General features: G+C 44.7%; 18 protein-coding genes. 7 read left to right on the plus strand and 11 right to left on the minus strand.

Features of this window, described 5'->3' with window-relative positions; all coding sequences use genetic code 11:
• Nucleotides 1-26: 26 nt before the first annotated feature.
• Complete coding sequence (locus ACT7WV_RS01210; protein ID WP_445101140.1) at nucleotides 27-1,358, plus strand: hemolysin family protein; 1,332 nt, start codon at nucleotides 27-29, stop codon at nucleotides 1,356-1,358.
• Nucleotides 1,359-1,534: 176 nt separating this feature from the next.
• Nucleotides 1,535-1,849 carry a hypothetical protein gene (locus ACT7WV_RS01215; protein ID WP_445101141.1) on the plus strand — a complete coding sequence of 105 codons (315 nt, stop codon included), beginning with the start codon at nucleotides 1,535-1,537 and terminating at the stop codon, nucleotides 1,847-1,849.
• Between the two features lie 141 nt (nucleotides 1,850-1,990).
• Here ACT7WV_RS01215 and ACT7WV_RS01220 read toward each other — a convergent pair whose 3' ends face one another.
• From ACT7WV_RS01220 to infC, 4 genes are all read right to left on the minus strand, one after another.
• Nucleotides 1,991-4,468: a GH116 family glycosyl hydrolase gene (locus tag ACT7WV_RS01220; RefSeq protein ID WP_445101142.1), complete on the minus strand. Its 2,478-nt coding sequence runs from the start codon at nucleotides 4,466-4,468 to the stop codon at nucleotides 1,991-1,993.
• 137 nt (nucleotides 4,469-4,605) lie between these two features.
• Nucleotides 4,606-5,088 carry a Crp/Fnr family transcriptional regulator gene (locus ACT7WV_RS01225; protein WP_445101143.1) on the minus strand — a complete coding sequence of 161 codons (483 nt, stop codon included), beginning with the start codon at nucleotides 5,086-5,088 and terminating at the stop codon, nucleotides 4,606-4,608.
• 173 nt (nucleotides 5,089-5,261) lie between these two features.
• Complete coding sequence (locus ACT7WV_RS01230) at nucleotides 5,262-8,270, minus strand: HEAT repeat domain-containing protein (RefSeq protein WP_445101144.1); 3,009 nt, start codon at nucleotides 8,268-8,270, stop codon at nucleotides 5,262-5,264.
• 83 nt (nucleotides 8,271-8,353) lie between these two features.
• On the minus strand, nucleotides 8,354-8,887 hold the full coding sequence (gene infC, locus ACT7WV_RS01235) for a translation initiation factor IF-3 (RefSeq protein ID WP_445101145.1): 534 nt from the start codon (nucleotides 8,885-8,887) through the stop codon (nucleotides 8,354-8,356).
• A gap of 220 nt (nucleotides 8,888-9,107) precedes the next feature.
• Between infC and ACT7WV_RS01240 the strand changes: the two genes are divergently transcribed.
• Nucleotides 9,108-10,061, plus strand: coding sequence for an alpha/beta fold hydrolase (locus ACT7WV_RS01240; RefSeq protein WP_445101146.1), 954 nt, complete (start codon nucleotides 9,108-9,110; stop codon nucleotides 10,059-10,061).
• A gap of 69 nt (nucleotides 10,062-10,130) precedes the next feature.
• On the opposite strand, the gene ACT7WV_RS01245 is transcribed toward ACT7WV_RS01240, so the two are convergent.
• Nucleotides 10,131-10,493, minus strand: a complete 363-nt coding sequence (locus tag ACT7WV_RS01245; protein WP_445105549.1) for a phospholipid-binding protein — start codon at nucleotides 10,491-10,493, stop codon at nucleotides 10,131-10,133.
• Nucleotides 10,494-10,793: 300 nt separating this feature from the next.
• Here ACT7WV_RS01245 and ilvN point away from each other — a divergent pair, with 300 nt between their 5' ends.
• Nucleotides 10,794-11,312, plus strand: a complete 519-nt coding sequence (gene ilvN, locus ACT7WV_RS01250; protein WP_445101147.1) for an acetolactate synthase small subunit — start codon at nucleotides 10,794-10,796, stop codon at nucleotides 11,310-11,312.
• Between the two features lie 48 nt (nucleotides 11,313-11,360).
• On the opposite strand, the gene ACT7WV_RS01255 is transcribed toward ilvN, so the two are convergent.
• Both ACT7WV_RS01255 and ACT7WV_RS01260 read right to left on the minus strand, forming a co-directional pair.
• The gene (locus tag ACT7WV_RS01255) at nucleotides 11,361-13,070 is read right to left on the minus strand and encodes an alpha-amylase family glycosyl hydrolase (protein ID WP_445101148.1); all 1,710 of its coding nucleotides are present in this window, start codon (nucleotides 13,068-13,070) and stop codon (nucleotides 11,361-11,363) included.
• Between the two features lie 99 nt (nucleotides 13,071-13,169).
• The gene (locus ACT7WV_RS01260) at nucleotides 13,170-14,999 is read right to left on the minus strand and encodes an alpha-glucosidase family protein (protein WP_445101149.1); all 1,830 of its coding nucleotides are present in this window, start codon (nucleotides 14,997-14,999) and stop codon (nucleotides 13,170-13,172) included.
• Between the two features lie 983 nt (nucleotides 15,000-15,982).
• Here ACT7WV_RS01260 and ACT7WV_RS01265 point away from each other — a divergent pair.
• Entirely contained in the window at nucleotides 15,983-16,783 is an 801-nt protein-coding gene (locus tag ACT7WV_RS01265; RefSeq protein ID WP_445101150.1) for a TrkA C-terminal domain-containing protein, read from the plus strand.
• 221 nt (nucleotides 16,784-17,004) lie between these two features.
• Here ACT7WV_RS01265 and ACT7WV_RS01270 read toward each other — a convergent pair whose 3' ends face one another.
• On the minus strand, nucleotides 17,005-18,927 hold the full coding sequence (locus ACT7WV_RS01270) for a pentapeptide repeat-containing protein (protein ID WP_445101151.1): 1,923 nt from the start codon (nucleotides 18,925-18,927) through the stop codon (nucleotides 17,005-17,007).
• A gap of 161 nt (nucleotides 18,928-19,088) precedes the next feature.
• Between ACT7WV_RS01270 and ACT7WV_RS01275 the strand changes: the two genes are divergently transcribed.
• A complete protein-coding gene (locus tag ACT7WV_RS01275) occupies nucleotides 19,089-19,637 on the plus strand; it encodes an NUDIX hydrolase (protein WP_445101152.1) in 549 nt (182 codons plus the stop codon).
• Here the strand turns inward: ACT7WV_RS01275 and ACT7WV_RS01280 are convergent.
• Both ACT7WV_RS01280 and ACT7WV_RS01285 read right to left on the minus strand, forming a co-directional pair.
• Nucleotides 19,608-20,105, minus strand: a complete 498-nt coding sequence (locus ACT7WV_RS01280; RefSeq protein ID WP_445101153.1) for a hypothetical protein — start codon at nucleotides 20,103-20,105, stop codon at nucleotides 19,608-19,610. The genes ACT7WV_RS01275 and ACT7WV_RS01280 overlap by 30 nt on opposite strands.
• 195 nt (nucleotides 20,106-20,300) lie before the next feature.
• The gene (locus ACT7WV_RS01285) at nucleotides 20,301-23,876 is read right to left on the minus strand and encodes an SMEK domain-containing protein (protein ID WP_445101154.1); all 3,576 of its coding nucleotides are present in this window, start codon (nucleotides 23,874-23,876) and stop codon (nucleotides 20,301-20,303) included.
• Between the two features lie 157 nt (nucleotides 23,877-24,033).
• On the opposite strand from ACT7WV_RS01285, the gene ACT7WV_RS01290 reads away from it, so the two are divergent.
• Nucleotides 24,034-24,702, plus strand: a complete 669-nt coding sequence (locus ACT7WV_RS01290) for a 2OG-Fe dioxygenase family protein (RefSeq protein WP_445101155.1) — start codon at nucleotides 24,034-24,036, stop codon at nucleotides 24,700-24,702.
• Nucleotides 24,703-24,732: 30 nt separating this feature from the next.
• Here ACT7WV_RS01290 and ACT7WV_RS01295 read toward each other — a convergent pair whose 3' ends face one another.
• Nucleotides 24,733-25,881: a DUF711 family protein gene (locus ACT7WV_RS01295; RefSeq protein WP_445101156.1), complete on the minus strand. Its 1,149-nt coding sequence runs from the start codon at nucleotides 25,879-25,881 to the stop codon at nucleotides 24,733-24,735.
• Between the last annotated feature and the right edge of the window lie 78 nt (nucleotides 25,882-25,959).

A 25,959-nucleotide genomic window follows, 5' to 3' on the forward strand; every position in this document is an offset into this window, starting at 1 on the left:
TTACCTCTCTACCAGTTCTTAGATAAATGTCCTCCCTAACTCGCGAAATTTTCTTAATTCTCCTGCTGATTGTCTTTAACGGTATCTTTGCTATGTCAGAGATCGCAATTCTCTCGGCAAGAAAGGTACGTTTGCAGCAACTGGCCAAGCAGGGAGATATCAAAGCTCGCATTGCTTTAGAATTGGCTGATTCCCCTAATCAGTTCCTGTCTACTGTTCAGATTGGGATTACGCTAATCGGTATTCTTGCCGGTGCTTTCGGGGGCGCAACCATAGCTGAGCAGCTAGCAGACCAATTGAAGCTAGTTCCTTGGTTGAGACCTCACGCAGGTACAATTGCGCTAATTTTTGTAGTTGTAGTGATTACCTACCTCTCGCTAGTACTAGGTGAACTAGTACCCAAGCGACTGGCGCTAAACAACCCGGAACAAATTGCCACGAGTGTTGCCTCTCAGATGCGATGTTTGTCAAGAATCGCTGCTCCTGCGGTTCATTTGTTGAGTTACTCGACGGATAAGGTGCTACGTCTCTTGGGCGTCGGCCCTTCCCAAGAGCAAGGGGTTACACAAGAAGAAATTAAAATTTTAATTGAGCAAGGCACTGAAGCAGGAACTTTTGAGGAAGCTGAACAAGAAATGCTCAATCGGGTCTTCTGTTTAGGAGATCAGCGAGTTAGTGCTCTGATGACGCCACGCCCAGAAATTATCTGGCTTGATCTAGATGATTCCTCAGAGGTTAACCGTCATAAAATTCTCAATAGCGTTCATACCCGTTTTCCTGTTTGCCAGAGTACCATTGACAACGTACTTGGCGTTGTACAAGTTAACACTTTGCTAGCCCAAACCCTTGCCGGTCAACCTTTGGATCTGACTTCTTCTTTGCGACAGCCTTTATTCGTGCCAGAAGGCACTTGGGCGCTCAAGGTTTTAGAATTGTTCAAGCAATCCGGTCCCCATTTAGCACTGGTAGTAGACGAATATGGTGTTCTTCAGGGATTGGTGACACTCAATGACATCCTAGAAGCGATTATTGGTGATATTCCTTCCGTTGACCAATCGGAGCAAGCGCAAGCGGTGCAAAGGGAGGATGGTTCCTGGTTGATTGATGGCATGTTATCGGTAGAAGAGTTCAGGAAACTCTTTAAAATTGTGGAGTTACCTGGAGAGCAAAGAGGAAACTATCACACCTTGGGTGGTTTTGTGATTACTCATCTAGGACGTATCCCCACTGCTGCCGATCATTTTGAGTGGGGTGGTCTGCGTTTGGAAGTTATGGATATGGATGGTAATCGCGTTGATAAGATGTTGGTTATGCCAGTGCGCAAAGAAGGAATTCAGACCACAAACGATGTTTATTAAACTTCACTAAACAGTCTGTACTACCTTTACTTTCGCCGGACGGCGTACTTTGGGCTGGTTTTTAGGCGGCAACGATCAACTTCCCTATCGATTTTTTGTAAGTTTTTTATCATATCCTCCCTCAGAGGGATGCTAAATTACTGATTAAGTATGAATAAACGGAAGTTTCTCGTATTGTGGACAATCAAACCCTAAGTACCCAATTAGACCAGCGAGTAATCGCCCTGTGGCTTGATTCCTTGGATTGCCTCCATCGGGAAGCACTCAAGCCCTGCAAGGTGATATTAGACACCTACAAAGTTAAAAATAGTTTGGGCATTTTATTGCAATACCGTGCTTTGCGGGTTGAATGCTCCGATGAAGCCTTGCGAAATGCCCTAATGATTGGGTATCGCCACTATGCTGCCAAAGCTTATGACTTTGGGTTTGATATCTGTTTCAGCGTTAACGGCGAATGGTCAGTTGCTTACAGTGGCGCAGCGATTCGGTGACACTCTGACGACAATTACCCTGGCGTTATAGTGTTCCTTTTGAGGCAACTGCAACGCTTGGTTACAATAGGCAGTTGCCAGTAGGGTTAGTAGATAAACTCACCACAGCAAGAGACTTTTAAAACTTCTCTCTGTTTCCTGTTAACCGCTATACTTGCTAAGTGCTTGGTAAACTGCCCAAATCGCCATAGCTCTTAGGTAGTGACCGGCACGAAAAGTCCCGGCTGCTGTAATTGCCTCCGGTGTTCTAAATTGCAATCCATTTTGATACACTTGTCGCACTACCGCTTCCGCTAATTGCAAGGCTTCATCCTTCATCCCTAGCTGTATGAGGAATGCTGCTAATCCAAAATTAATACCAGTCCAAACTTCTAAAGGATGAGTGTCATCAGGATTTACTGGTGTGCCATCGGGTCTAACCCCATTGGCTGCTCCCAGTTGTCCATTGTGGAACTTTAAAAAGCAAGCATCGTAGACACTCTTGAGAGCAGACTGAGCGCACTCTGGCGGGACAATATTCGGCAATCCTAGTAATTGGGCATAGAACTGACCACACAACTGGTCTGCCATGACAACATCTGAGCCACTCTCGCTATCGAGCCGATAGTATTGGCCATTCCATAGTTTTTCTTGATAAAGAGGTTTCGCTTGTTCCCGCCATTGCCGATAGAGTTCTAGGTGTTTTTGGATCGACTCTGGTGCGGGTGCCTCTAGCAGAGGCGATACTGGTGGGTAGTTGTCAATTAAAATCTCTCCCATGGCGATCGCTGCCGCCAAAGCTGTTAACCACAAACCACCGCAGTAGGCACTAATTCCCCGCAACTGCCAGTCATCAAAAGTCTGATCTGGAGCCCCAGAGTTTTCTGGTATGCCATCCCCATCTTGATCAAAGTTCTTGAGATAGGCCAATGTTTTTACAATCGCTGACCAGCACTCCCACAAAAAATCGATGTCCTTGGCACCAGTAAGGACAAAGTCACGATAAACCTGCAAGACAAAGTCACAAGATAAATCTTTCCACTGATTGCAATCTTGGTAACTTGTATAGTTTGTCTTTTCCCAAGGATGCTCATTAGCTGCCCCTAAGTCGTGGGGTGTGGCATCGGCGGCTTTACGGATAGCTTTTGCCCGGTTATAGCCAATAATTCGGGGTGTCTCATCGCTAGTAGGTATGGCTCTGGCAAAGGCTTCCAAAACGGCTTTATCCAGTCGCGGCCAGAGCATTGCCAGGGCGAAAGAGCCATAAAGCCTGACATCGAGGCTCTCGTACCAGCGGTAATCTAAAGATTCTAAGACACCAAACTGACCCACCGGATCACGCTCATCTGCCGCGCTCCAGATAGTACCACCACCAGAGAGCAGGTACAGTTCATTAAAAAGTGCCATTTTGAACCAGTTAGGCAAATCTTCTCGTTTTAAGATTGGTTCCTGCCAAGCTTGAATTCGCTCTTGCCACAGTTGATGATGCTTGAGAGCAGTACGCACAATCGACCAGGCATTGTTGCCCGTGCGACCAAAAAAATCAGTATAACGTCGATAATAATTAATATCTGGACTGAACTCAGTAACCGGGAAGTCCCAAGCCAAGATGAAGGGAATTTTGCGAGTTTTACCAGGACGAATCGTCAAGCGAACTGCGATCGCCGCCGCAATTTGTTCTCCTGGTTCTGCTGGTGTCTCGTTTTGAGTATCCCCCAAACTGCCATCATTAGCAAAGGTACTCCAGACCTGAGCGCCATTACTGCTAGGGTTCCAGCGACTATGGTAAAACACTTCCAGGCTAGGATTGGCGACAGTAGAGATGCACAACTGTCCTTCCCCTTCCTGAATCTGATCGTGTAACCTCACTCGGTCTAACAAACAGCCTACGCGGAAGTGATCAACAATCCATTGATTATAATTACCAGTGCTGTCTCCCCAACGCGGCTGGTACTCGTAAACGGGGCTCCCATCATCCCGCACTTGCACCTGGGGGTCTCTAATTGCATTGGTAAACCAGCCCACCATATTCTGCCAGGTGAACATAATGCTCAGGGTGATCGGGACATCGGTGGGATTATGGGCCGTCCACTCAAAAACGGCTACGGGATAACTACTTTCTTGGTAACAGCCTGCCCAGATTGGGGAAAACTGCTCACAAGTCAGTTCCGTCTGAAAGACGCCATTATAGAGAAACCAACTCCGGGGGTAGAGTGCGTGATAAGTACCCGTATTGGGGATTACAGGCCGACAATCCGAAGAGTCGCTGCTAGTTGCACCCTCTGACTTTTGCTTAGCTGGATACCACTGCCATGCATTAAGTGTTCCATCCTCTGGCGGTTCAGTAGATAAAGCATAAGCCTGTGCAGGGGAATTTGCTGGCTGCTCAAAGATACTAAACTGACAAGCTGGTAAACTTCTAAAAGTGTGTTCTCCTCCATCAAGGTGCCACAAATTAAAGTCTCCTCGGGGAGAGCGACCAATGCAACCTGCCCCAAAACCACCAAGGGGCATGCCATGCCAGGGACCGTCGTCGAGATTACTGGCATAGCGGACAGTGTAGGGTTTGTCCCAGCCCAGTCCAAGGGGACGCTTCCAGCTACACTCAGGGATTTTTGGGCGCGGTGGTTGATAGATCATGCCCTGATTGTGACATCCTCCCTGACTAAATTAAAGATTATCGCGAGGTCTTTTTCGGTAAATAGGGGTAGCTGAAAATCAATCCTGGGCCTTGATTACCCTCACGGTTTTTTAGCACTGGGGTTAAGCCTGACGAGCTATCCTGCCAAGTTACTCCCGGCCTGAGAAAGATCTAGGGCAGAATTTTTGACTTCGTAAGCATTTACCTTACTATTAAGTTCCCGAATGCGGCGGGAAAGCAGACGGATAATATTTACGGCAATCCCTGGTGTCTCCTCGATTGCGTCATAAAGTTGCAGTTGTGTCAACATTAGGCATTCGCAATTTTCTAGAGTAGTCACCGATGCCGAACGGGGTTCAGCATCAAACAAAGACATTTCCCCAAAACAGGCTCCCTGCTTAAGGTGTGCCAAATCGCGATCGCCAATATGAACTCTAACTAAACCAGAGACAACGATATATAGCGATCGCCCCTCCTCTCCTTGGGTGAAAATGGTGTGGTCGCGGGGGAAGGATAGCTCATCCATCACAGAGGCGAGACGCACCAAAAAGTCGTCCCGCAATTCCTGAAAAATCGGGACGGCCCTAACAAACAATAGACGTTCAACACTGGTTAACATCGATTAACTATTAGCTGCTAGGGGCTTTCGCCTTCAGGGATTTTAACCGAGGTTTTGAGCCAAAGATCTAGCCTGAATGCGAAGGCCCATACTCGCGGGGAACCTCAAGTTTACCTTACCCATCAAGCATATTAAGTAAATCAGCCGACTACTTTAGCTCAAGGCACTACTCATTAGATTATTAAACCCCATTCTCCAATTATCTGCTGAGCTTGAGCAGCAACCAAGCGGTCTGGATCATGTTTCAGCGTCGGCAAAAATTCGCTACAGGCCCGGGGCGAGGCTTCTTTGAGGTAAGCTAAAACGGCTTCTCTGACAAAACCTTTAGGGTGAGAGAGACAGACTAGGGTGGCTTCCGGTGCTAGAGGGTAATGGGCTGCCCTCGCCAAATGAAAACAACATGCTAAAGACCAGCCTGAGAGAAAATGCCGCAGTTCAATGAGACGGCGTAGGCGATCACCTGGGCTCATTGGTTGATAAGGCACTAACTCCACTAGACAAGCCAGTTTTTCGGCAACAACACGACGATCTAAAACCACCAGAAACGCTCTTTTTTGGGGAATATCAAGGGTATTGTCTAAAATTTCTAAGGCTAGGGCCACACTAGAGCGTGACTCTGACTTTAGATTATAGGCTGCCGCTTGAATTGCACTAGGTGGGTAAAGAAACTTCATCAATAAAAAACAGCGCTCTAGCAGATCCGTTTGTAGATCTTGTAGCGCGCTGCGCAGCAAATCCGCTTCCCTTGATTCTAGAGACTCCAGTTCAAGACTTTCGGTAGACAAATCCAGCAAAGCAGCATAAATCTGACCTAACAAAAGTAATTCTTGCTCGATTAATGCTTCTACACCACTACGACCCAATTGATCAAGTACAGTTTCAATTCCGGCTTCTTTGGGAATCTTGAGTAAAACACGGAGAATATTGCGGCGCTTACTACCCCAACTGGTCATTAGCTGTTGTACCAGTTTCTCTAGGGCTTGGGGCGTCCCAATCTCACCCAGGGCGTTCCAAGCAGTTAGCCTGACTAAATCTGGTTTATGGAGATCTTCACCCAATTCCACAAGTAGAGGAATCGCTTCGTCCCCAAGGCGCACCATTGCCTGTTGGGCAGTATCGCGGGTGTATTTGTAGTAGAGCCCCCTGATCAAAGATGGATAGTAATCAGACAAACGTCTAGTGGCAATCACCTCTAGGACAGCACAGCGTACCCGCAAAGATTCATCCTTCAAGAGATTGGGGATGTAAAGCCGCAAAGCTTGCAAATATTCTGTATCTCCTAATGCCCGCGTACCGATCATTCGTTCTCTTTCATTCTTAGAGGTAATCAGCCGTCGTAGAATTTGGGTAGCTTCTGCTTTTTCTGTGGGTGTTCCCCGGCGCAAAATTAAAGCTGCTGCTGTTGCTCGTACTGTTGGGTGAACGGCTTCTTGGAGATAAGGCTTGATTTGGCGGAGATCGAGTTCTGTCTGAGTCAGCCATAAATAGCGTAGTGCCAAGGCCAGGACTTCCGGCGGCGGCGTTTGCTCAATCAGTAAAGTTACTGCATCAAGATAATCTGGGTGAGGATGCTCCAACATCGCCTCCAGACTCTGACGCTGCAAACTTACGGAGAGTTTGGCTAGCAAGGGACTGAGTACCTCACCGACATTTTCTGGGTCAATTTGACATAGAAGTTGAATGCAAGAGCGTTTATCGGCTTCCTTACCGGGTTTTTCCAGCACGTCCACCACTGCCCGTTTGAAAGCCCGCAAGGCTACGTCGGGAAAACCTAGCCGCCCTCGTTCTTCAGCGCTTTGTACCAGTAAGTTGACATAGCTTGAGCGTAGTAACCAAGCACTCAACAGCCAGATTATCGAGAAAAGCACAATCGCACTAATAAACACCCAACTCTGCCACTCGGGTGGAAGTACGCTGTGTTCCGCGATCCAAATGGTTGCTAGGATGCTAATGCCAGTGATTCCGGTGGTTATGGGTACGGCAATACCATCCACAGAAGTCTGAATAGAATTGCGTATTCTTTCTGGTAGTGGTTGGAAAAATACGGGTTCAACACCAGCAATGAGGGTATAACGCAACAATTCATCAAGGAACCTTAATAGAATCAGCCCCACAAAAAGCCCCGTAATCCAGCCGGGGACAGTAATTAAGCTCCCAGCAAGCCGCAACAAAAAGTCCAGAATGCCTGTCAAGGTTAATACTCCTACCAGAGACAGGGAGGCAGGCAACAACATAGCAGCGCCAAAGACACCCAACTTGTCAATAGCACGACTTGAGAAAAACCATTGGGTAATCAGTTCACAGATACCAACAATCCCGCTGAATAAACCTAGGAAACCGGCAATTTCTGAAGTTTCAAACTTAACCTCTAGTTGACCGAGGTACTGAAATTCAATCAGGAGAAATAGTGCTTCACCCAGAATAGAAAAGGCAAATAAAGGGATGATATAGCGCCTTAATGGTCCGGTGGGGCGTTGGGCAGCAAATTCTGGCTCAGCGTCTTCCCATTGCCGTCCTGGAGAGTCAGGAAATGCTTGCTGGTAGCGCTGACTCAAATAAAACAAAGTTCCCGCTCCTACCAACATCATCAAGGCCGCTACAATGAGTACATTGTTGAGTCCGACGGCCAATAATAACAGAGGTAAAGAGAACCCTGAAATAACATCGGCAACTAATAACCCTGAAGAAATTAGGGGGTAAGTACGCTTAATTTCCCTGATGTTGAACAGTTGATTAGCGGCAATTTGAGTGTTGAGATCGTTGAGAACTTCTACCGCATCCATCCATAGCCGCAGCAGAAAAATGGTTACGAAAATGATCAAACTGTCTAAGTACTCAAACAAGCCAAGGCGAAGTATCAACAATGGTAAGGCTGTGAGCAAGGCAATTACCACCAAGACTTGCCGCATCGGCAAAATGCTTTGCAACCAGGAATAAAGGGAGCCTAGTCCTATGCACATCAAGGCACTGGCGATATAGATAACCGGTAGCCATTCAGCGCCATACTTGCCTAAAAACAGGGCCACTGCACTATGCTCAAACCAAAGTAGCCCAATTGAAGTAGCAGTGTAAAAAGCGAACATCAGTAATGTCCGCTCGCCTTCTTCAGGGCGAAGATTGACTAACTGTAGGATTTTCCCTAGCCAGTTACCTTGATAACGAACACGAGGGAGCAGTTTCATTAAGTATTTTGTTCTGGTTCATTGGTCATCAGTCCTTTATTCTGACTAATGACCAATGGAAATTGATCTAATGATGGGAAACGTTATTTTTTAGGAGAGAGCAGCATCATCATGTTGCGACCTTCTCGTTTCGGTGCTTGTTGCACTTCTGCTAAGTCCTGCAAATCGATTGCCATTCGCTTGAGTAACTCTTCAGCTAGGTTACTATGTTGAATTTCTCGACCGCGAAAGGTAATCGTGGCTTTGACCTTATCCCCGGATTTGAGAAAACGTGAAGCATGGTTAACGCGCACCTGGTAGTCATGAGGCTCAATTTTGTAGCGCATCTTCACTTCTTTGACATCGGCGGTGTGTTGCTTTTTCCTGGCTTCGCGGGCTTTTTTTTCCTGTTCAAATTTGTATTTGCCGTAATCCATGATCCGACACACTGGCGGATCTGCCTTGTCACTAACCAAGACTAAATCCAAACCTTTTTCCTCGGCGATGCGCAGAGCCTCTTGAGGCGAGATTACGCCTAACTGTTCTCCATCAGTACCGATGGCTCGAATTTTGGGAAAACGGATTTTCTCGTTAATCTGAGGTATATCGCGTTGGCGCTTTTTATCAATCACAGGCATATTTGTCTGTTTTTTTTGAGTTGATTCAGGAGTAGGCCTAATTTACTTGCCATTCTACTGACTCTGAATGAGTTTCTGCTCAGGTTGTTAACGTAACTTCCAAAATGATCGAGCAAGGTGGGATTTCTGCACCTGCGAGTGTGTCGTTTCAGGAAAGTAAGTTTAAGGAAGCCATTACAATGGGGATGATTTGTAAAAGTTTTTAAACCTGAGGCTTTTTGTGACAACATCTGTGCATTGGCAGCAACGAGTCGGAAGTCAACGAGACTGGATGTGGCGAGGTTGGCAAACTCGTTATACTTATTTTCGTGCATTTTCTACAGAGTCTCGGAAGACGACCCCAGTGATGCTGCTGCATGGTTTTGGAGCCTCAATTGGGCACTGGCGTCATAACCTGGAAGTAATCGCTCAAGATCACACGGTTTATGCTCTGGATATGCTGGGTTTTGGGGCTTCCCGAAAGGCGTCGGCTGAGTATAAGATCGACCTCTGGGTAGAGCAAGTTTACGACTTTTGGCGAACTTTCATCCAGCAACCAGTGGTCTTGGTAGGTAACTCGATTGGTTCACTGGTTTGTCTAGTAGCCGCAGCTAGTCATCCAGAAATGGTGAAAGGAATTGTCATGATCAGTTTGCCAGATTTTGGTCAGCGAGAAGAGGCAATTCCCCCTTGGCTGCGACCTGTGGTCTCGACTATTGAAAACTTAGTAGCATCGCCGATGCTTCTTTCCAGTCTCTTTTATTTGTTGAGACGACCAGGGGTGGTTCGCAAGTGGGCGGGAATTGCTTATGCTAACCCAACAGCAATAACTACGGAGTTAGTTGAGATTCTTACAGAACCTGCTCAAGACAAGGGTGCAGCTACTACTTTTAGCGCGCTTTTGAGAGGTATGCTCTCGGCGGAGTTTGGCCCTCCCGTCAAAAAAGTATTGCCAACTCTGGATATTCCGATGCTTCTTCTGTGGGGAAATCAAGACCGCATGATCCCCCCAGGGTTGGCGCGTCAGTTTGTTGAGCTTAATTCCCATCTAGAATTTTTTGAGATAGAGAATGCAGGTCATTGCCTTCATGATGAATGTCCTGAGCAGGTAAACCAGATTCTGTTAAACTGGCTGACGCTTAAGTTTCTTCCCAAAGAAGACTATAGTACTTCGCCAGCCTCTTCCAATTGCTGAAAACCCTTGCCTAGCTTCGACTCCAGACAAAGGATTTTTGCTCTTAAATTAGCAAGTAATCAGAAAAATTTAGCCAACGGCAACCTGGTCAGTTTCAACGCCAGTACAGCCTTTAACACTTTTGGCAACAGTGACCATTTTGTCAAGAATCTGCTGACTAGCCACTTCTCCCTTGAGAACAACAGTACTACCAGTTTGAGCTACCCAGAGTCTTCCTTCGTCGTTGAGTTCGTTGTCTTGGTCAAAAGCCAGGGCGACTCGCTTAGCCAAACCGCTTTGGTCGTATTCTCCCTCTAAACCTACTCTTTCTGGGGCGATTTGCTCAGTGCTAGTGGCTGCGGGAGCAGCCTTTGTTGGAGACGTGGTGGTCTTTTTGCTAGCTTGAGCTTTTTCAGATGCTTCCTTTCCAAACAGTCTTTGTAACCAACCCATGACTTTTTTAGTAAAACGCTTATTGACTAGATAATTATCAGTGAGCAGTGGAATTGAGAGCATCTGTCGAAAAGAATATTTTTCTCTCTCTAATTCTTTCCATTACCGTGCGCAGGTCTAAAGACTGTTTAAGTTGCTAGATTTGTCGGCAAACAATCCCAGGATACGACATTTTCAACAGATTAAGCTGTTTAGTAATTCTATAAAATGCGATACAATTAGCGGTTTACGTCAAAATGACTACACATTATTAGCGATCGCTTAACTTAATCAATTTGCGTACCGCTCTGGTTCTAACTGATGAAACATACCCTCTCGGTTCTAGTTGAAGATGAAGCCGGTGTCCTAAGTCGTATTGCCGGTCTATTTGCCCGTCGAGGCTTCAATATTGAAAGTCTTGCCGTGGGTCCTGCTGAGCAGTTTGGTATCTCTCGGATTACGATGTTAGTACCCGGAGATGACCGTTCTATTGAACAGTTGACCAAACAACTCTACAAGCTGATTAATGTACTCAAAGTGCAGGACATCACCACCACCCCCTGCGTAGAAAGGGAGTTAATGTTGATTAAGGTCAATGCTACTAGTTCGACGCGCTCAGAAGTTATTGAATTAGCACAAGTATTTCGCGCGCGCGTAGTAGATATTGCAGAGGATTCCCTCACTCTAGAAATTGTGGGAGATCCAGGTAAAATGGTGGCAATTATTCAGGTACTAAGCAAGTTTGGCATCCGGGAAATGGCCCGTACTGGTAAGCTGGCCCTTACTAGAGAATCAGGCGTTAACACCGAATACCTTAAGTCTCTGGAAGCGAAAGTTTAAATCTCTAACCAGCTGCAATCAAGCTTGATTGGATGGCGATTATTGAACTCAAGAACTAGCGTTGCTTGAAGGCGGTTTGGTGCCAAAGAAAACACCATAGCCAGGAATTTCTATGGTGTTTTCATACCTTCTAACCAAGAAATCTGACTCGTCGGCTTCTAGGTATTCTGAGTATTGCTCCAAGTTATGGTGGATGGGCATCGGACTTAAGTTAAAGAGGCATAATAGTTGCTGTTGGTCGCATTGGCGCTCTATGCCTAGCAGCGGTTCTGGTGTATCCAGCAGAGTCAAATCTCCCTGAAGTAGAGCAGGCTGTTTTTTACGCCACTGGATCAGGCAACGATATTTATTGAGTAGCGAATTCGGGCTATGTTCCTGCTGATCCACGGCATGGGAACGATGTTCTTCAGGAATTGGTAGCCAAGGCTCCTCCGCAGTAGTAAACCCAGCGTTATGGCCTTCTTTGAGCCAAGGCATCGGTGTACGCGAACCGTCTCTGCCAAGAATTGCCGGATAACCCGCTAATCCAAAAGGATCTTGCATTTTTTCGTAGGGAATATGGGCCTGGGTTAGACCCAATTCATCCCCTTGATAAATACAGTAACTTCCTCGTAGAGATAGGACAAGTGCCGCGAACATATGGTCGAAGGCTTCGTGGCTGAACTGATCATCTATCATAAACTTTCTCCACCTGGACTTAACCCGAGGAAAGTCGTGAGTGCCACCAGTCCAGCAAATTACTCCGTCCTCAAACAGAGTTTCTACCTGGTCAATTAGGGTTCGCAGCCGAGCATGAGTCAAGGGTTCATCGGTCATTAACGAGGAGTTATAAGCCATATGCAGCCGTTTATCCCCTTTGACATACTCGCTAGAAGTGAGGATGGCATCTTCAGCTGAGCTAATTTCTGCTAGGGTGGTTGTCCCTGGATAACTATCGATTAACTCACGAATCGGTTCGAGTATTTGGAGATTTTCTGGTTGGCAGAAATTGTATTTATTCAGTTGGGAGAAAAAAGGATCGTTACTATCAGCACCAGCGGGTCGCTGGCGATTTTTAGGTCGCGGTGGATTATCCCGCAGTTGCTGGTCATGCATAAAGAAGTTAACCACATCGAGGCGGAAACCATCCACGCCCAAATCTAGCCAAAAGCGGGCAGTATCCAAAATTGCTTCGACTACTTCTGGGTTATACCAGTTCAAATCTGGCTGTTCGGCAAGGAAGTTATGTAGGTAATATTGTTGCCGTTGGTCGTCCCAAGTCCAAGCAATGCCGCCAAAGGTAGATAGCCAGTTATTCGGTGGCGTGCCATCAGGTTTGGCATCTGCCCAAACATACCAGTCAGCTTTCGGATTATCCTGGCTTTGGCGGCTTTCTAAGAACCAGGGATGCTGATTTGAGGTATGGTTCCAAACCTGATCGATGAGAATTTTTAGGCCGTGAGCGTGCGCTTTCCTCAGTAGCTGCTGAAAATCTTCCATGGTGCCAAACATTGGTTCAATGGCACGGTAATCAGAAATATCATAGCCAAAGTCCTTCATCGGGGACTTAAAAAAGGGTGAAACCCAAACAGCATCAACACCAAGGGATGAAATGTAATCAAGCTTTTCTATAATTCCCTTGAGGTCGCCGATGCCATCTCCATTACTATCCATAAAGCTGCGGGGATAAACCTGATAAATGACGGCGCTACGCCACCAATCAGGGGACTGAGAATTAGAGATTGGAGATTGGAGATTGAGAGTTGATTGGTCTGACATAAGCAAGGGAAATTATCGTCTGTTTTTTAGGAGTATGAACCGCTCATCTTGGTTTGGTATCAAGCGGCTGAGTCTGCAAGTGCTAGGGGGTGTCGGCAATTACCGGGAGACATATTCACTTTCGATACGCTGATTGCTGGTTGCGATCGCTCCGTTGACTTGGCTATTTTCTACTGTTTTGGGAGCCAAATTGCCAAAGAAAGCATTATAGCCAGGGAGTTCCAGGGTATTGTCCTTCCTCTTGACTTCAAAACCTAAGCCTTTGCTTTCTTCACACTTGGCATAGGCAGATAAGTCATAGCGAGCGGGCTGATCACTGAGATTGAAAATACAGAGTAAGCGCTGCTCTGCATATTCCCGAATAAAAGCGAAAATTGGCTCTTCGGTATCGAGAATCTCAAAATTTCCTGCTTCTAAGGCAGGTTGCTTTTTGCGCCAGTGTAGCAAACGACGCCAAGTATTCAACAGTGATTTAGGGTCTTGGTTTTGGAGATTTACAGACCGAGGATAGTGAGATTCAGGAATTGGCAACCAAGGTTTTTTGGCTGTAGTAAACCCGGCGTTGGGTTCATCGGCACACCAAGGCATCGGTGTACGGGAGCCATCTCGTCCGGGGATAGCTGGGTAAAGTGCTTTGCCGAACGGGTCTTTAATCTCCTCAACCGGGATGTCATCTGGGACAATAGCTTCGGTTAGACCGAGTTCGTCTCCCTGATATAAACACAATGCGCCAGGTAAGCACGGTAAAAGTGCCGCGAGCAGATGGTAGAACTTTTCAGGATAAGGATTACCGTGGGCATCTTTCCCTGTCCAGCGCGATCTGAGACGACCGTAATCGTGATTCCCGACAATCCAACAATCGCCGCCTTGTACAAAGTTAGTCTTAACTCGTTCCATCATGCGGCGCATCAGAGTTGCACTGATCGGTTCGTCGATTAATAAACCACTGTGGTAAGCCATGTGTAGTCGTTGATTGCCAGCTACGTACTCACTGGCCAGGGCAATGGAGTCATCACACAGTGTGACTTCACCCAAAGTAACGACACCTGGATATTGGTCTACTAGTTCGCGAATTGGTCTGAGTGCTTCTAATGTTTCGGGACGGCAGAAGTTGTACTTAAACATTTGCCGTACCATCGGATTATCGGGAGATACCCCTTCTGGTCGGGGAGCGTCTTCTGGACGGGGTGGGTTGTCCCGCAATTGTTTATCGTGCATGAAAAAGTTGGGTGCATCGATACGGAAACCATCAATGCCGAGTTCTAGCCAAAATTTGGCGCGTTCGAGAATAGCATTAACTACCTCCGGATTATGCCAGTTAAGGTCAGGTTGGCTTGAGAGGAAATTGTACATGTAAAACTGTTCCCGCTCCGATGCCCACTGCCAAGCACTGCGGCCCATAAATGCTGAAAGCCAATTGTTGGGGGGCGAACCATCGGGCTTAGGATCGGCCCAAACGTACCACTCAGCCTTGGCATTATCACGGTTCTGGCGGCTCTCCAGAAACCAGGGGTGCTGGTCTGAGGTATGACTCCAAACTTGGTCAATGATCACTTTCAAGCCCATGCTGTGGGCAACATCCAGCAACCGTTGAAAATCTTTCAGGGAGCCAAAGAGTGGATCGATCTCGCGCATGTCGGTGATATCATAGCCGAAGTCCTCCATCGGGGATTCGTAAATTGGGCATAGCCAAATGGCATCCACCCCCAGAGAGGTAATGTAACCCAGCTTCTCAATAATGCCGTCGAGGTCTCCGGCACCGTTGCTATCACTATCCTTAAAGCTTTGAGGAGAAATTTGATAGATTACGGCGTGCTGCCACCACTCTCCATTACGCAGAGAATTGTTGGCATCTTCCCAAGTCCATGCTCTACGATTGAGGAAAGGTTCTCGCCACCATTGTTCAAGTTTTTCATGGTTATTTGGCATTTTGAACTTCCTTTTACTTTTCGATGGCTAATAGCTACTATCCTGATGAAGTAAAAGTCTTAAAAATGACGGTGTGAAACCATTTTTAGCTATATTTAAATACTCCATTTTGTACCTGGCTAGTAGTTGCCACTGAATAATTATTTTTGGTTTAAATGAGAATCGATATTCTCTGATTAATCTTGTTTAACTCTCCTTAGCTGTTCAAAAAATGGGACAAGAAGCTTGGTCAAAGCTTATCCCAAGTAGTTTTAACTTTATTTTTCGTGTTTCTGGGTTTGATGTCTGCTTTAGTTTGCTATTTGCTATGATCGACTTTCTTTTAAGCGTGTTTACCGCAGACAATTATCAGAATTTTGGATAAAGACCAGATAAGAGAGAGTAGTTAAACCACTCCCCACCACTTTCCAACCATAATGACGTAAGCTTGATAATCTTTAATTCTTCCTTGAGACATAAAATGACAAATTTAACTAAATTCTTTTTTGCAAAAAAAAGTTAAGCTAGCGTCATCACTCCCAGGGTGGAATTAGTTTTGCTATCTTCTTTAACTTTAGTAAAATCTATACTTTCTCTGTTTGTAGGTTGAGCTTTGCAGATCTAAGAGTTTACTAAACTAAGTCGATTACCATAAATTGGTTTTCATAGATATAAAAAAAGAAGAAGAATATAATTTCTAGGATTCTAAAAAAAAACAATAATTTAGGTTTTTGCTATTCTCTTGGTTCTGATGATGGCTTAAATAACCATTGACGAACCTTTATGATTAATTTTTATATAACAATGTTTTGCTGGTAAAAAGCCTAAAGCGAACTTCAATGCTCTACTTTGTTCATTTTAATTAAATATTAACTATATATTTTCTACTTAATTTAGATTAGTATCCGCTCCTGGTGTAATGTCGTTAGCATTGTAAATACCAACCATCATTTTCTCAAGGTAAGATGGTGGTTTTTCAGTGCAAACCAAAGGAGAAGCTCAACTTGGCAGCGCTAGTTTCATTGCTGACGGTCATTACTTTATCGCTAGTCATTACCCGGATTGCTACAGAGGCATTGACTCTTACAGGCTTATCACGTGAATCTGCTAAATTTCAAGCTCGTTCAGCGTTTACGGGTGCAGGCTTTACTACCAGCGAGTCAGAACAAGTGGTGTCCCATCCGGTGCGACGTCGTATTTTGATGTTGTTGATGATGTTGGGTAATGCCGGGATTGTCACGGTAGTCTCTTCTTTAGTTCTTACTTTCATTAGCGCCGCAGGACCGGCTGACTGGTTGTCTCGTTTCTTGCTGTTATTGGCGGGAATAGCGTTACTTTTAGTATTGGCGAAAAATCGCTGGATTGATCGCCTGATATCTCGTCTAGTCAATTGGGCCTTGAAGCGTTGGACGGATATAGACTTGCGCGATTACGCTGGTTTATTGCGTTTGCATGGTAAATACGGTGTAATGGAACTGAAGGTAGAACCTGAAGATTGGCTAGCCAACAAACTACTCAGTGAAGCTGGTTTACGCTCAGAAGGTGCCCTAGTTCTTGGTATCCAGCGAGCTGATAAAACCTACGTGGGTGCGCCAAGAGGCTCAACTCACATTCGTCCCCACGATATATTAATTCTGTATGGTCGCTTGCCAGCCTTGGCAGAGCTAGACTCCCGTCGTGCTGGTATTGCAGGAGAACGAGCTCACAGGGAGGCTGTAGCCATGCAGCAAAAATTAATAGAGGAGCAAAATAAGCAAGAAGAGCAAGATAAGCAAGATTCAAATCCACAAGTTTTGGAGCGTTAAGGGACTTCCCAAAAATAAAATACCCCGTTGTCATGCTTAATGGAGCGGTAGCGAAGTGAAGTATCTCGGAGATTCTTCGTTATGCTCAGAATGACATTGGATAATTTTTTCTTGGAGTTCCCTAACTAATAGAAATTCTCCCTTGCTTTTCCCTCTTCCTGTCTTCTGTCTCCCGCCTTCTGCTTCCTGCCTCAACGAGAATATTAATAATGGCAACCTATTTACTTGAGATAAATTAGTAAATTTAGTCCGGGAATTGTGCGTGAAAGAGTCCACAATAGGAGAGCTACGTAGAGAATACCTAGGCTCCACTGATACCAAACTAAAGTAGCGATCGCACCTGGGAGATGTTCATCTCGTAGGCGAATGTCATTAAAGCCGAATTTGAGAAAGTTATTGAGGCTGAAATCGTAGTAGTTGAGCCAATTCCAGCGACGCTCCCATAAGATAGGCATGTAGCGATCGCGAAAGAAGCCAAAACGAGGCCTAATTGGTAAACGTCCAATCAACAAACGTAACTGGCGCGCAGCACCATCTTCCACAAAGTAAGTATTATTCATCCAGTCGCAAGAGTGACTTTCCTGGTAGAGTCGCCAGACTAGAAACAGTGGTACTGGCAGCAAAATTCCTATCAAACAGAGAAGCGTTACCCAGGGTTGTTCACCTGTGTGGAAGATAGTGAACACCCCAGCTAAGGATACTGTAGCAAAGCTCCCTGACATACAAACAGTTTCTAAAGTAGTTGCGAGAATGGGTTTCAGATATTGCCGCCGCCAACGATCAAGCAGCCAGAACAACAGACCAAAATAAGCGATCGCAACCATGCCGACACCCAAGACTAGCCCAAAACTGGTGCCATCAGCGCTTAAGAGCAGTAGCAGGCTTAGCTTCAACCAGTGCAAGGCATCTATTGCCCAGCTTACTTGTAACATGTTTGAAAAGGAGCTACCGATGAGGCGGCGACGCAGTTGTTGCAGTCGCAAGATCTCCATCTTGTACTCAACTCGATTAGCATCAGAAATTTGTTCTTGTTGACGAAAGTTGAGGATTAAATTGCGGAGAACATCTTCATTACCTTGGAGAATGGGGACAGATAAGAGACGACCAATCTCACCCGCATCACCGAAAATCTTTGCTTGGTCAGAGTCAAAAGTCAATCCGGCAACTTTGAGATAGGCACTGGGGGCAAATCTGGTATTGCTAAAATCAACCTGATTAAGTAGGCTGACATCGCGTAGCAGTACTGGTTTTTGAAACTGACTGCCCCGGAAAGTGGTAGATTCTTTAAAGGTGGCATCAGCGAGTAATAAAGATTGAGAAAAGCGACTGTTGCTAAAGAGTGAGCGATCGCGCCAGTTGACCTGAGTAAAATCGGCATCTTTGAGCCACTGAGTGCGTGTTAAGTTTGCTAGTGCCTCAAAGTTAACATTACTAAAATTAGCGTCTGTGTGGAAAGTGCTACCGCTAAAGTTAGCTACTCCTCGAAACTGTGCTTGGTTAAACCCAGCTTCGCCAAAGAAAGTACTCTCGCTGAAGTCAATATCCTGACCAAATAGGGCGCGGCTAAAGTCTACTGACCTACCGAAACTAATATTAGACCAGTTTCCTTGCTGGATGAAAGTGGCTTCTGAGGCTTGTACTCGTTGGAGAAAGAAGGTATTGGCAAAGTTAAGATCACCCGTCAGACGCGATCGCTCTATGGTTAGCGGCCCTCGGAAGACTGTAATTGCAGGCATTTGCGCCACTGGTTCCGGCAAAAAGCGAGTGTCACGTTTAAGTTGTTCTTGTTCTACTGGTGTCAACAAGGCAGGTAAGGAACCTTGAGAGAGGCTTGCTTGCAAACCCAGTCTATTGATGGTAAATTCCCCTTGAATCAAAGAGTCACTCAAATCTAAGCCTAGAGGCATCTTAGAGCGATTAAGCTGGCTCTGCAATTGCTGGTAGAACTGGTCGCGAAATTCGGCGTTTTCCTTAGTTAAGTCAATAATCAACTGGCGGAGGTCAATGGTGGAGAAACCTTCACTTTGAACGGGGGAGTCAATTCTTTCTTGCAGTAATTCTAAGGTTAAGGGTGTTCTTTCTGGGGTTGCTGCTAATGCTGGTGTGGCAAGTAGAACGAGTAATAGAATTATCAGTAATCCCATCAGTAGTCTCAAAAAATTGCAAAATACTTCGCCAGCGGTATCAAAGTTGGGGAGTCGGGGAACCAAATGCAGCATTTTGAGGTTGATTGGGAGAAGAAAGATATTTTTTCAACTTTATAATTGCTTGTACCCGAATACCAGCACAATTTTCAAGTTAGCCGATGAACAAAGAACAAATTATTTTTAGTACTAATTGGATTACCGTTAAAGCAACGGCTAGGGGTTTTCATTACCTGGAAAGAAAAGGTAAAGATTCCGTGGCGATATTTCTGGTGAGAAAAAGTGAGGCTCAACAAGAGTATGAGGTTCTCATTCGACAGCAGCCTCTTTGTATTGATATTCCTGATATTAACGAGGAACATCGGCTCTATTCTTGTCCAATTACTGGGGCGATAGATCAGGGGGAATCGCCAGAGGAAGCAGCGGTTAGAGAGGTATATGAAGAAGCGGGTTTTTCTGTTGAGGTTTTGCCTTTAGGTAAGTATATTGTGGGTACTCAAACTAATGAAATATGTTATATGTATTATGCTGATGTAACTGGTATAGAGCCGGAAGTTCCACAGCAGGATGGCAGTTATTTTGAATCAATTAGTAAGAATGAATGGTATCCTTTGGATTATTTGAATGAGTGCGATTATAGTGCTTGTCAAATTGGGTATTTGAGATTACGAAATATTCTTTTATTCGTCAACTCCGACGATTTCTGCTAAGGCATGAGCATATTGCTCTAAGTCTTTGCTAAGTAAGAGCAATTCCTGTCGCATCTGGGGTTCTAAAGACCAGTTCTTTTCATGTTCTTTGGGGCTGGTTGTGGGTGGTTTCTGGGCTTCCCAGGTTTGTAGTAAGGGGTGCCATTTTGCCAGAAAGGGGCGTAAACCTTTGTTGAGAACTGCAATAGCAATACCGCCAACTGATGCGATTGAGATGCCTACATCGGGGCCGGCTTCTCTAAGGATTTGGCGGGTGATGGTAAACATATTATGGAGAGAGGTGAGGGCTTCTCGCAGGAGTCCTTGGTCTGCTTCTAGGGATTGTGTCGTGATGCGGGTGACGAGTTCAATGTAGAGTGACCAAGCTGCTTTTCGTTCTGTAATATCGGCTTCCCATTCTGCGCCGCCGATGCCGAAGGGAAGGTTTACAGATACTTTTTTTAGTTTGGCTGGGTCTTGTTTGGGCATAATACCAAGTTGCAGTCTAAGGTAGAATTTGTCATGCTGAGCGGAGTCCTGAGCGAAGCAAAGGAACAGTAGCGAAGCATCTGTCCAGATTCTGACGCTCGTTCCTCGCTATAGCTGCGCTTCACGCTTCGCTCAGAATGACATGATAGAACGCAACTCGGCATAAGTTTGTTGGGTTGATGGATTCATTGGTTTTTAGGTTGAACTGACGGTAAACTTTTTGAGAACCTTGGCGATATCTGTTGCTTGAGTGGGATAGAGTTTTGCTAGGTGTCCGCACATTTCATAGGCAGCATCTAGGTAATAGGCACAGGGAATTAACAGGCGTTTGAAGTTTTGCTTATCTCCTGTCTCAGTAAAGACTTCAGCAACTTTTGGGAGATACCTGTTGCGCTCAGTGAGAAACCTTTCTGCTGTCCTTACTGCTTCCTCTCCCTTACCTGCCCATGCTTGTATCCTAGCAATTACTTTGAGTGCTTTCTCTCGCTTCTCTTCACCCTCAATCTTGTCTTTAGCATCAACAGCAGTATCAAGCGTTGACACTTTTTCTCCTTGCTTGAACTGAGTCCAGGCAATACAAAAAAGCACTATAATCTGCTCCCATTGATCTTCAATCTCGTTTAGTAGCTGAATGGCATTGGGAATTTCTCCTATCTTTGCCTGTGCTTCTGCTATTTTCCATAAGTACTTAGTTCCCTCTCGCCTTGCTCGTTCTAAGGTGAGTTGTGCAGCCTCTTTGTCCTTAACTGCTTGTGCCTCTGCTATTGTGCATAGAATCTTTACTCGCTCCCATTCCATATAACGTCTTTCTGCAATTTCAAAAGCAGTAGTGAGCGTTATCTGTGATTCTTCCCACTGTCCGTCTTCTGCCTCTGCCTTCGCGATGGCTCCCAGAACCTCAGCTTTGTTCTCTGGATATTCGATGAGCTTCACACTTTTACGTGCGTCGGTATACTTCTTTGCCCTCACCTGTGCCTTAGCTATAGCGATGAAGCTATTTACACGTTTTTGTTGAATTTGAATTGTTTGGGGAATCTCGCTAGCACGATCAAAAATAATTTTCGCCTCTTCGTGCTTGTCTGCCTTTGCCATTACCTCTGCTATTCGTGCTAAGGCAATCGCTTGTTCAGTAGGGTCATTAATCCTTTGAGCAATCCGGTTAGCAAGGCTGGCAGTATTAGCTCCTACCTCCTTCTCAACTTTTACCTGTTCCACTGCTACATCTGCTAGCGCAAATGCCTGGGAAAATGCCGGTTCAACCCCTTGTTTAATCTGGAGAGCAGTAGCAAAGATAGACCTGGCTTTTTGAGTTTTCTCTTTGCTTGCTAGTCCCTTTGCTATAAAGCCTAGAACTTCTATTTGTGTTAAGCCGTCTATTCCTTCAGCAGTAGTCTCCAGTAAAGCATGAAAATTTTCTGTCTCGGCATGTCCAAATGCTCTTGTCCACAGCTCATCGGGTTGTCTTATTTGATTTTCATTTTCTTTAGCAATCTTGCATTTGTTCGCATAATTAATCCACTTTATTTCTTCTTGTGAACTTACTATTTTTTTGAGTGCGTCAAAGTTTCCATGCTCGCTCAAAATTTTACAGAGAAGGCGACGGTGATAATTATCCAAAATATGCTGAACTAGAACGGTACAGCTTTCCTTATTTATATTAAAAACATACGCGAGAAAGTATGCAGCATAATCACTTTGCCAATTATATGGATCGTTCGGGAAACGAGGTAATTCTTTCTCCTTCAACCTCTCCAACGTCTCCCGCGCTTCCTCCCGCCTACTTGTATCTTTCAACTCCCATGCCAACAGCAGATAGCACAGTACACAGCGCTCAAGTTCATACTGATCAGCTAGTTTCAAAGCTCGCTCTAAACTACCCGATCGCAATGCCTCCAGTGGTGACTCTTGAGTATTGGTCTGCCCTAGTCTGTGTGCGTGTACCAGCAGAAACTCTGCCATTATCTCTGCCTTGTCTTCTTCCGCAGCACCTAGCAAGGCAGTTTGCACTGTCTTCAGAGGTAAATCAGGTTCATCGGGTAACTGTTGTTGTTGGGTAGAAGCAAAATCTTCATCCCGTGCGATCACATATAACTTCTCCCACCGCTTCGCATCCCGCAAATGTTCTGCATAATACCGCAACGCATAAGCACTATTGTTGTCCTGCCATTCGGCACAGTAGTCGATTAAATGCTGCAAGGCATCTTCGGCATCGTCCCCTAGCTTGTCGCCAAACGTCTTAGCTAGCAAAGGGTTGGCAAAAGCATAGAGCTTTCCTTCAGAAATTCTCATCCATCGCGTTACCTGCCAACATAGATGCAGTTGCCGTAACTGCCTGTCTCGCATTCCAGTCAGCGCTTTAATATCTTCCCTTGTAAGTATCCCTTTCGCTACCGCTAACAGTGCAAAAAACTGCCACCGCTCATCCGGTAATTCTAATTCGTCTATGTTCCTTAGCTGCTGTTCTACATACTGCTCAAACCCTTTAGGCGTACGTGCCAAGATTGCTTGTAAATCCTGTTCCTGTTTTGCTGCATGATTCAACTCATCAATTAGGTAGCTTAGATAAAGGGGAAACCCCTCGGTAATTTCATCAAGTTGAGCAACAAAACTGGTATCTTCTGCAAATGCTGCTAATTCACTAGTTTGTTGTAGCCAGTTTGTGATCGCACCACCAGATAATTTTTCCAAGTGTAAAGGCGGTTGAGAGTATTCTGTCCAATCTTCTAGATATTTTGGCTCCTCTCCTTTCTCTGCTCTAGCTGAGACAATTACAAAAACATTTTTAGGCAGTGAGACAGGAAAAGGAGGCGAGAAGGGCTTTTCTGCTTCATCTAAACCATCTATGACAATAATTAAGGCTTTGTTTTCTCTTATATCCTGTTCTCGCAAAAGGTTATAAAACCTTATCCTCAGCTCCTCTTCATCGCTTGGCAACTGTTCATAACTTAGTTCGTAGTAATTATACAGTTGCCATAGCAGATTACGATAAGCACTCTTGATAGCTTGAGTGCGATCGCTGAAAAAATGATAAGCGATAAAATAACTTTTTTCCCGCCGTTCTTTCAGCCAGTTAGCCAATAGTGCTGTTTTTCCGAACCCTGCGCGAGCCTTCACGAGCATTAAACCACTGGAGTTTTCATGCAAAAATCTGTCTAATTTCTGGCTCTCTGTTTCACGTCCTACAAACAACTGACTTTTTTCACTAATGATTTGTTCGACCTTATCAATTACTTCCCATTCAGGCTGCCTTCTTCCGTCACCAAAGTTTGATTCTAAAATGCTTTCAACTTTACGTACTTTCTCAATTTGAAAATTGGCAACCTCATTGAGGATATTCCGATAATCCCAAATATCTTTGTCTTTATCGAAGGTAAACTTACCTTGAATTATTTCTTTATAACCCTTGCCCAAATAAGACTTTTGTTTTTCTGTCAAAAAATAAATAATCAATCTGTCATACTTTTCGTAGAATTTATTTTCGACAAACTTACGCAAAGTATGTTTAACTTTTTTGCTATCCGGTGTTGATGTAATTTGAAACGCTACCCTCGCCGTCTCGTCTCCCAAATCAATACCGGGATAGTTACTATCTTCCGTGTAGTTCAGATTCTTGAGTTCTTTATAGCCGTAAACTTCAGCAAGGATAGGAATTAATACAGTCTCAGCCACTTTGTTGATGTCTGTTTTTCCCATTGCTGTCTCAGCTCTTACCTGGGTGACAAACAGTGACATAAAATGGCTGATTCTATCTAGCGATTGCTTAAGATTCATGAATTCTCTTAAATATCTATGTCTCGCAGCGCTCAAGCTCAAGGGTTTGTCTAGGCTGCAAGTTTAACCACTGCCTTAGTTTTTTTCATCTATAATAAATATGTAAACCTTCTTAAGTAGTAACTAGAAGGGGATCGAGACAAAATGGTATCAAACCATGCAAAAACTATTCAAATCCACGGAATTAGAATATGCCTTCATGTTTACTTTCAAAAAAGTAAACTCAATCAAACTAGAAGGCATCAAGCAATTCTTCACCAATCTTCCGACTGACCCTTATATCAAAGGTAACTATCGCTCCCGAAGATTATCTCGCTTTACAATCTCAGGTGACGAGTTAATCAAGCTGCCTCATGGTTACCTTTATCAAAGCAAAAACTATAATCCTTTAGTCGGTGATGTTAAGAGAGAATTCGCAGAACTAGAAGATGCTCTGATAGAACACGAAACTTTCCAACATCTGGTTTTAGCCTTTAGTGATTCTTGTAAACTTCACCCTGAAACGGAAATAGGAGTTCATCAAATCAGAACCACTTGTTCACCCCAAAACTATGGCAACCCAGCACCCGAAGGTATCCATAGAGATGGCACTGATTTTATCGGTATCTTTTCCGTTGATAGAGACAATATTCAGGGAGGAGAGACACATCTCTATATAGCTAAGCGAGAAAAACCTGTGTTTAGTAAAATCCTGCATCCAGGTGAACTACTCTTAGTCAATGATCACGAGTTCTTCCATTTCACCACTCCCATTAAACCAATAGCAGAGTCATCAGGAACAAGAGATGTTTTTGTTTTGACTTCTCCTAGTTTAATTTCTGATTAGTATTAGGTTGCAGTTTCAAGAAACCCCAAATTACTCAACATTGAAAATTCGACAATCTACAAGATAAGGTGAATTAAATTCTGTTATTTCTCCTGCTTGTTTACCAGGAATCGGAAATAATCTCGCCGAGAGGGGTTTATCTAACTTAAGAGCTAAACTTGCCATATCGAGTAAGATTGCTTCAATTTTTTCCACCGTGATCTTACCCGGAATGGGCACCGTATCCAGACCACAACCACACACTGCTGAGTACAATAATAAATCAGTAAGATTGTAAGTTTGCTCATTAGCTCTCTGGGCAAGTCCGACATCTTCACACACAGGAAGCATCAGACCAGAGTAACCGCACAATTTGACTGGTAAACTCTGTAAAACGCGAGTAATAATCGCCGAAATTGCTAATGTTCCTGGTTGACCAAACTTGCCTAATCCTAGGGATTCGTAAGCAAAGGCAATACTCTCTGTTTTATCAAGAGAAGGTGCTAGTGATGAGTCAATACCTCTGTATTCAATCGCGAATTTTTCGGCAACTCTTTGGCACAATTCATCGAGTTTACTAACTTCCTCGACAAAAATTGATTTGAGATTATTTTCGGCTTCTGTGAGGTTACTAGATTGGGAAAAGGCTTGCATTACTAAGTCAGAACATTCCAAACCGAGTGCAAAAGATGCATTGCCCTCATGATACGACGCTGGAAAAAAGGGGATTCCTGCTGGACAATTTGCCCAAGCGCAAAATCGAAAATTACCAGCTCCCCCTTCTGTTTGTTGAGAGATACGCTTGATAACCTGGGCAGATTCTCTAGTATTTGGCAAGTCTATACCAGTTGCTAGGCTTCCAATTTTGCTAGAACAATAAATAATTGAAGTATTGCTATTGATTTCGGGGATAATGGCAATCTGTTCTGGAGAATCAGCGTAACCGATATTGAAGAAGCTGACATCTAGACTTTGGCAGATTTGTTCGATTTTTTGAACTTCGCTGACAATTTCCGGTGGAGATAAACCCGGTAAATATTCGCACCAAGGATTAGTGGCTATTCTAGTTGTTTGAACTTCGTATCCTTGCTGTGCTAAAAAACTCTTTATTTGATGATTAAAATCCGCAGCTTGCCTAATTTTTTCTTGGACTTGGGGAGACTGAAGCGATATCCCCATTGTAATTGCTCTAATTTTCATTTAGTGTTTAAATAACTTATAGAAAATAGAAAATAGAAAATTGACGATACTAGCCGAATCCTGCTGTAAAAGCTCAAT

The organism is Symploca atlantica LB2515, assembly GCF_052546295.1.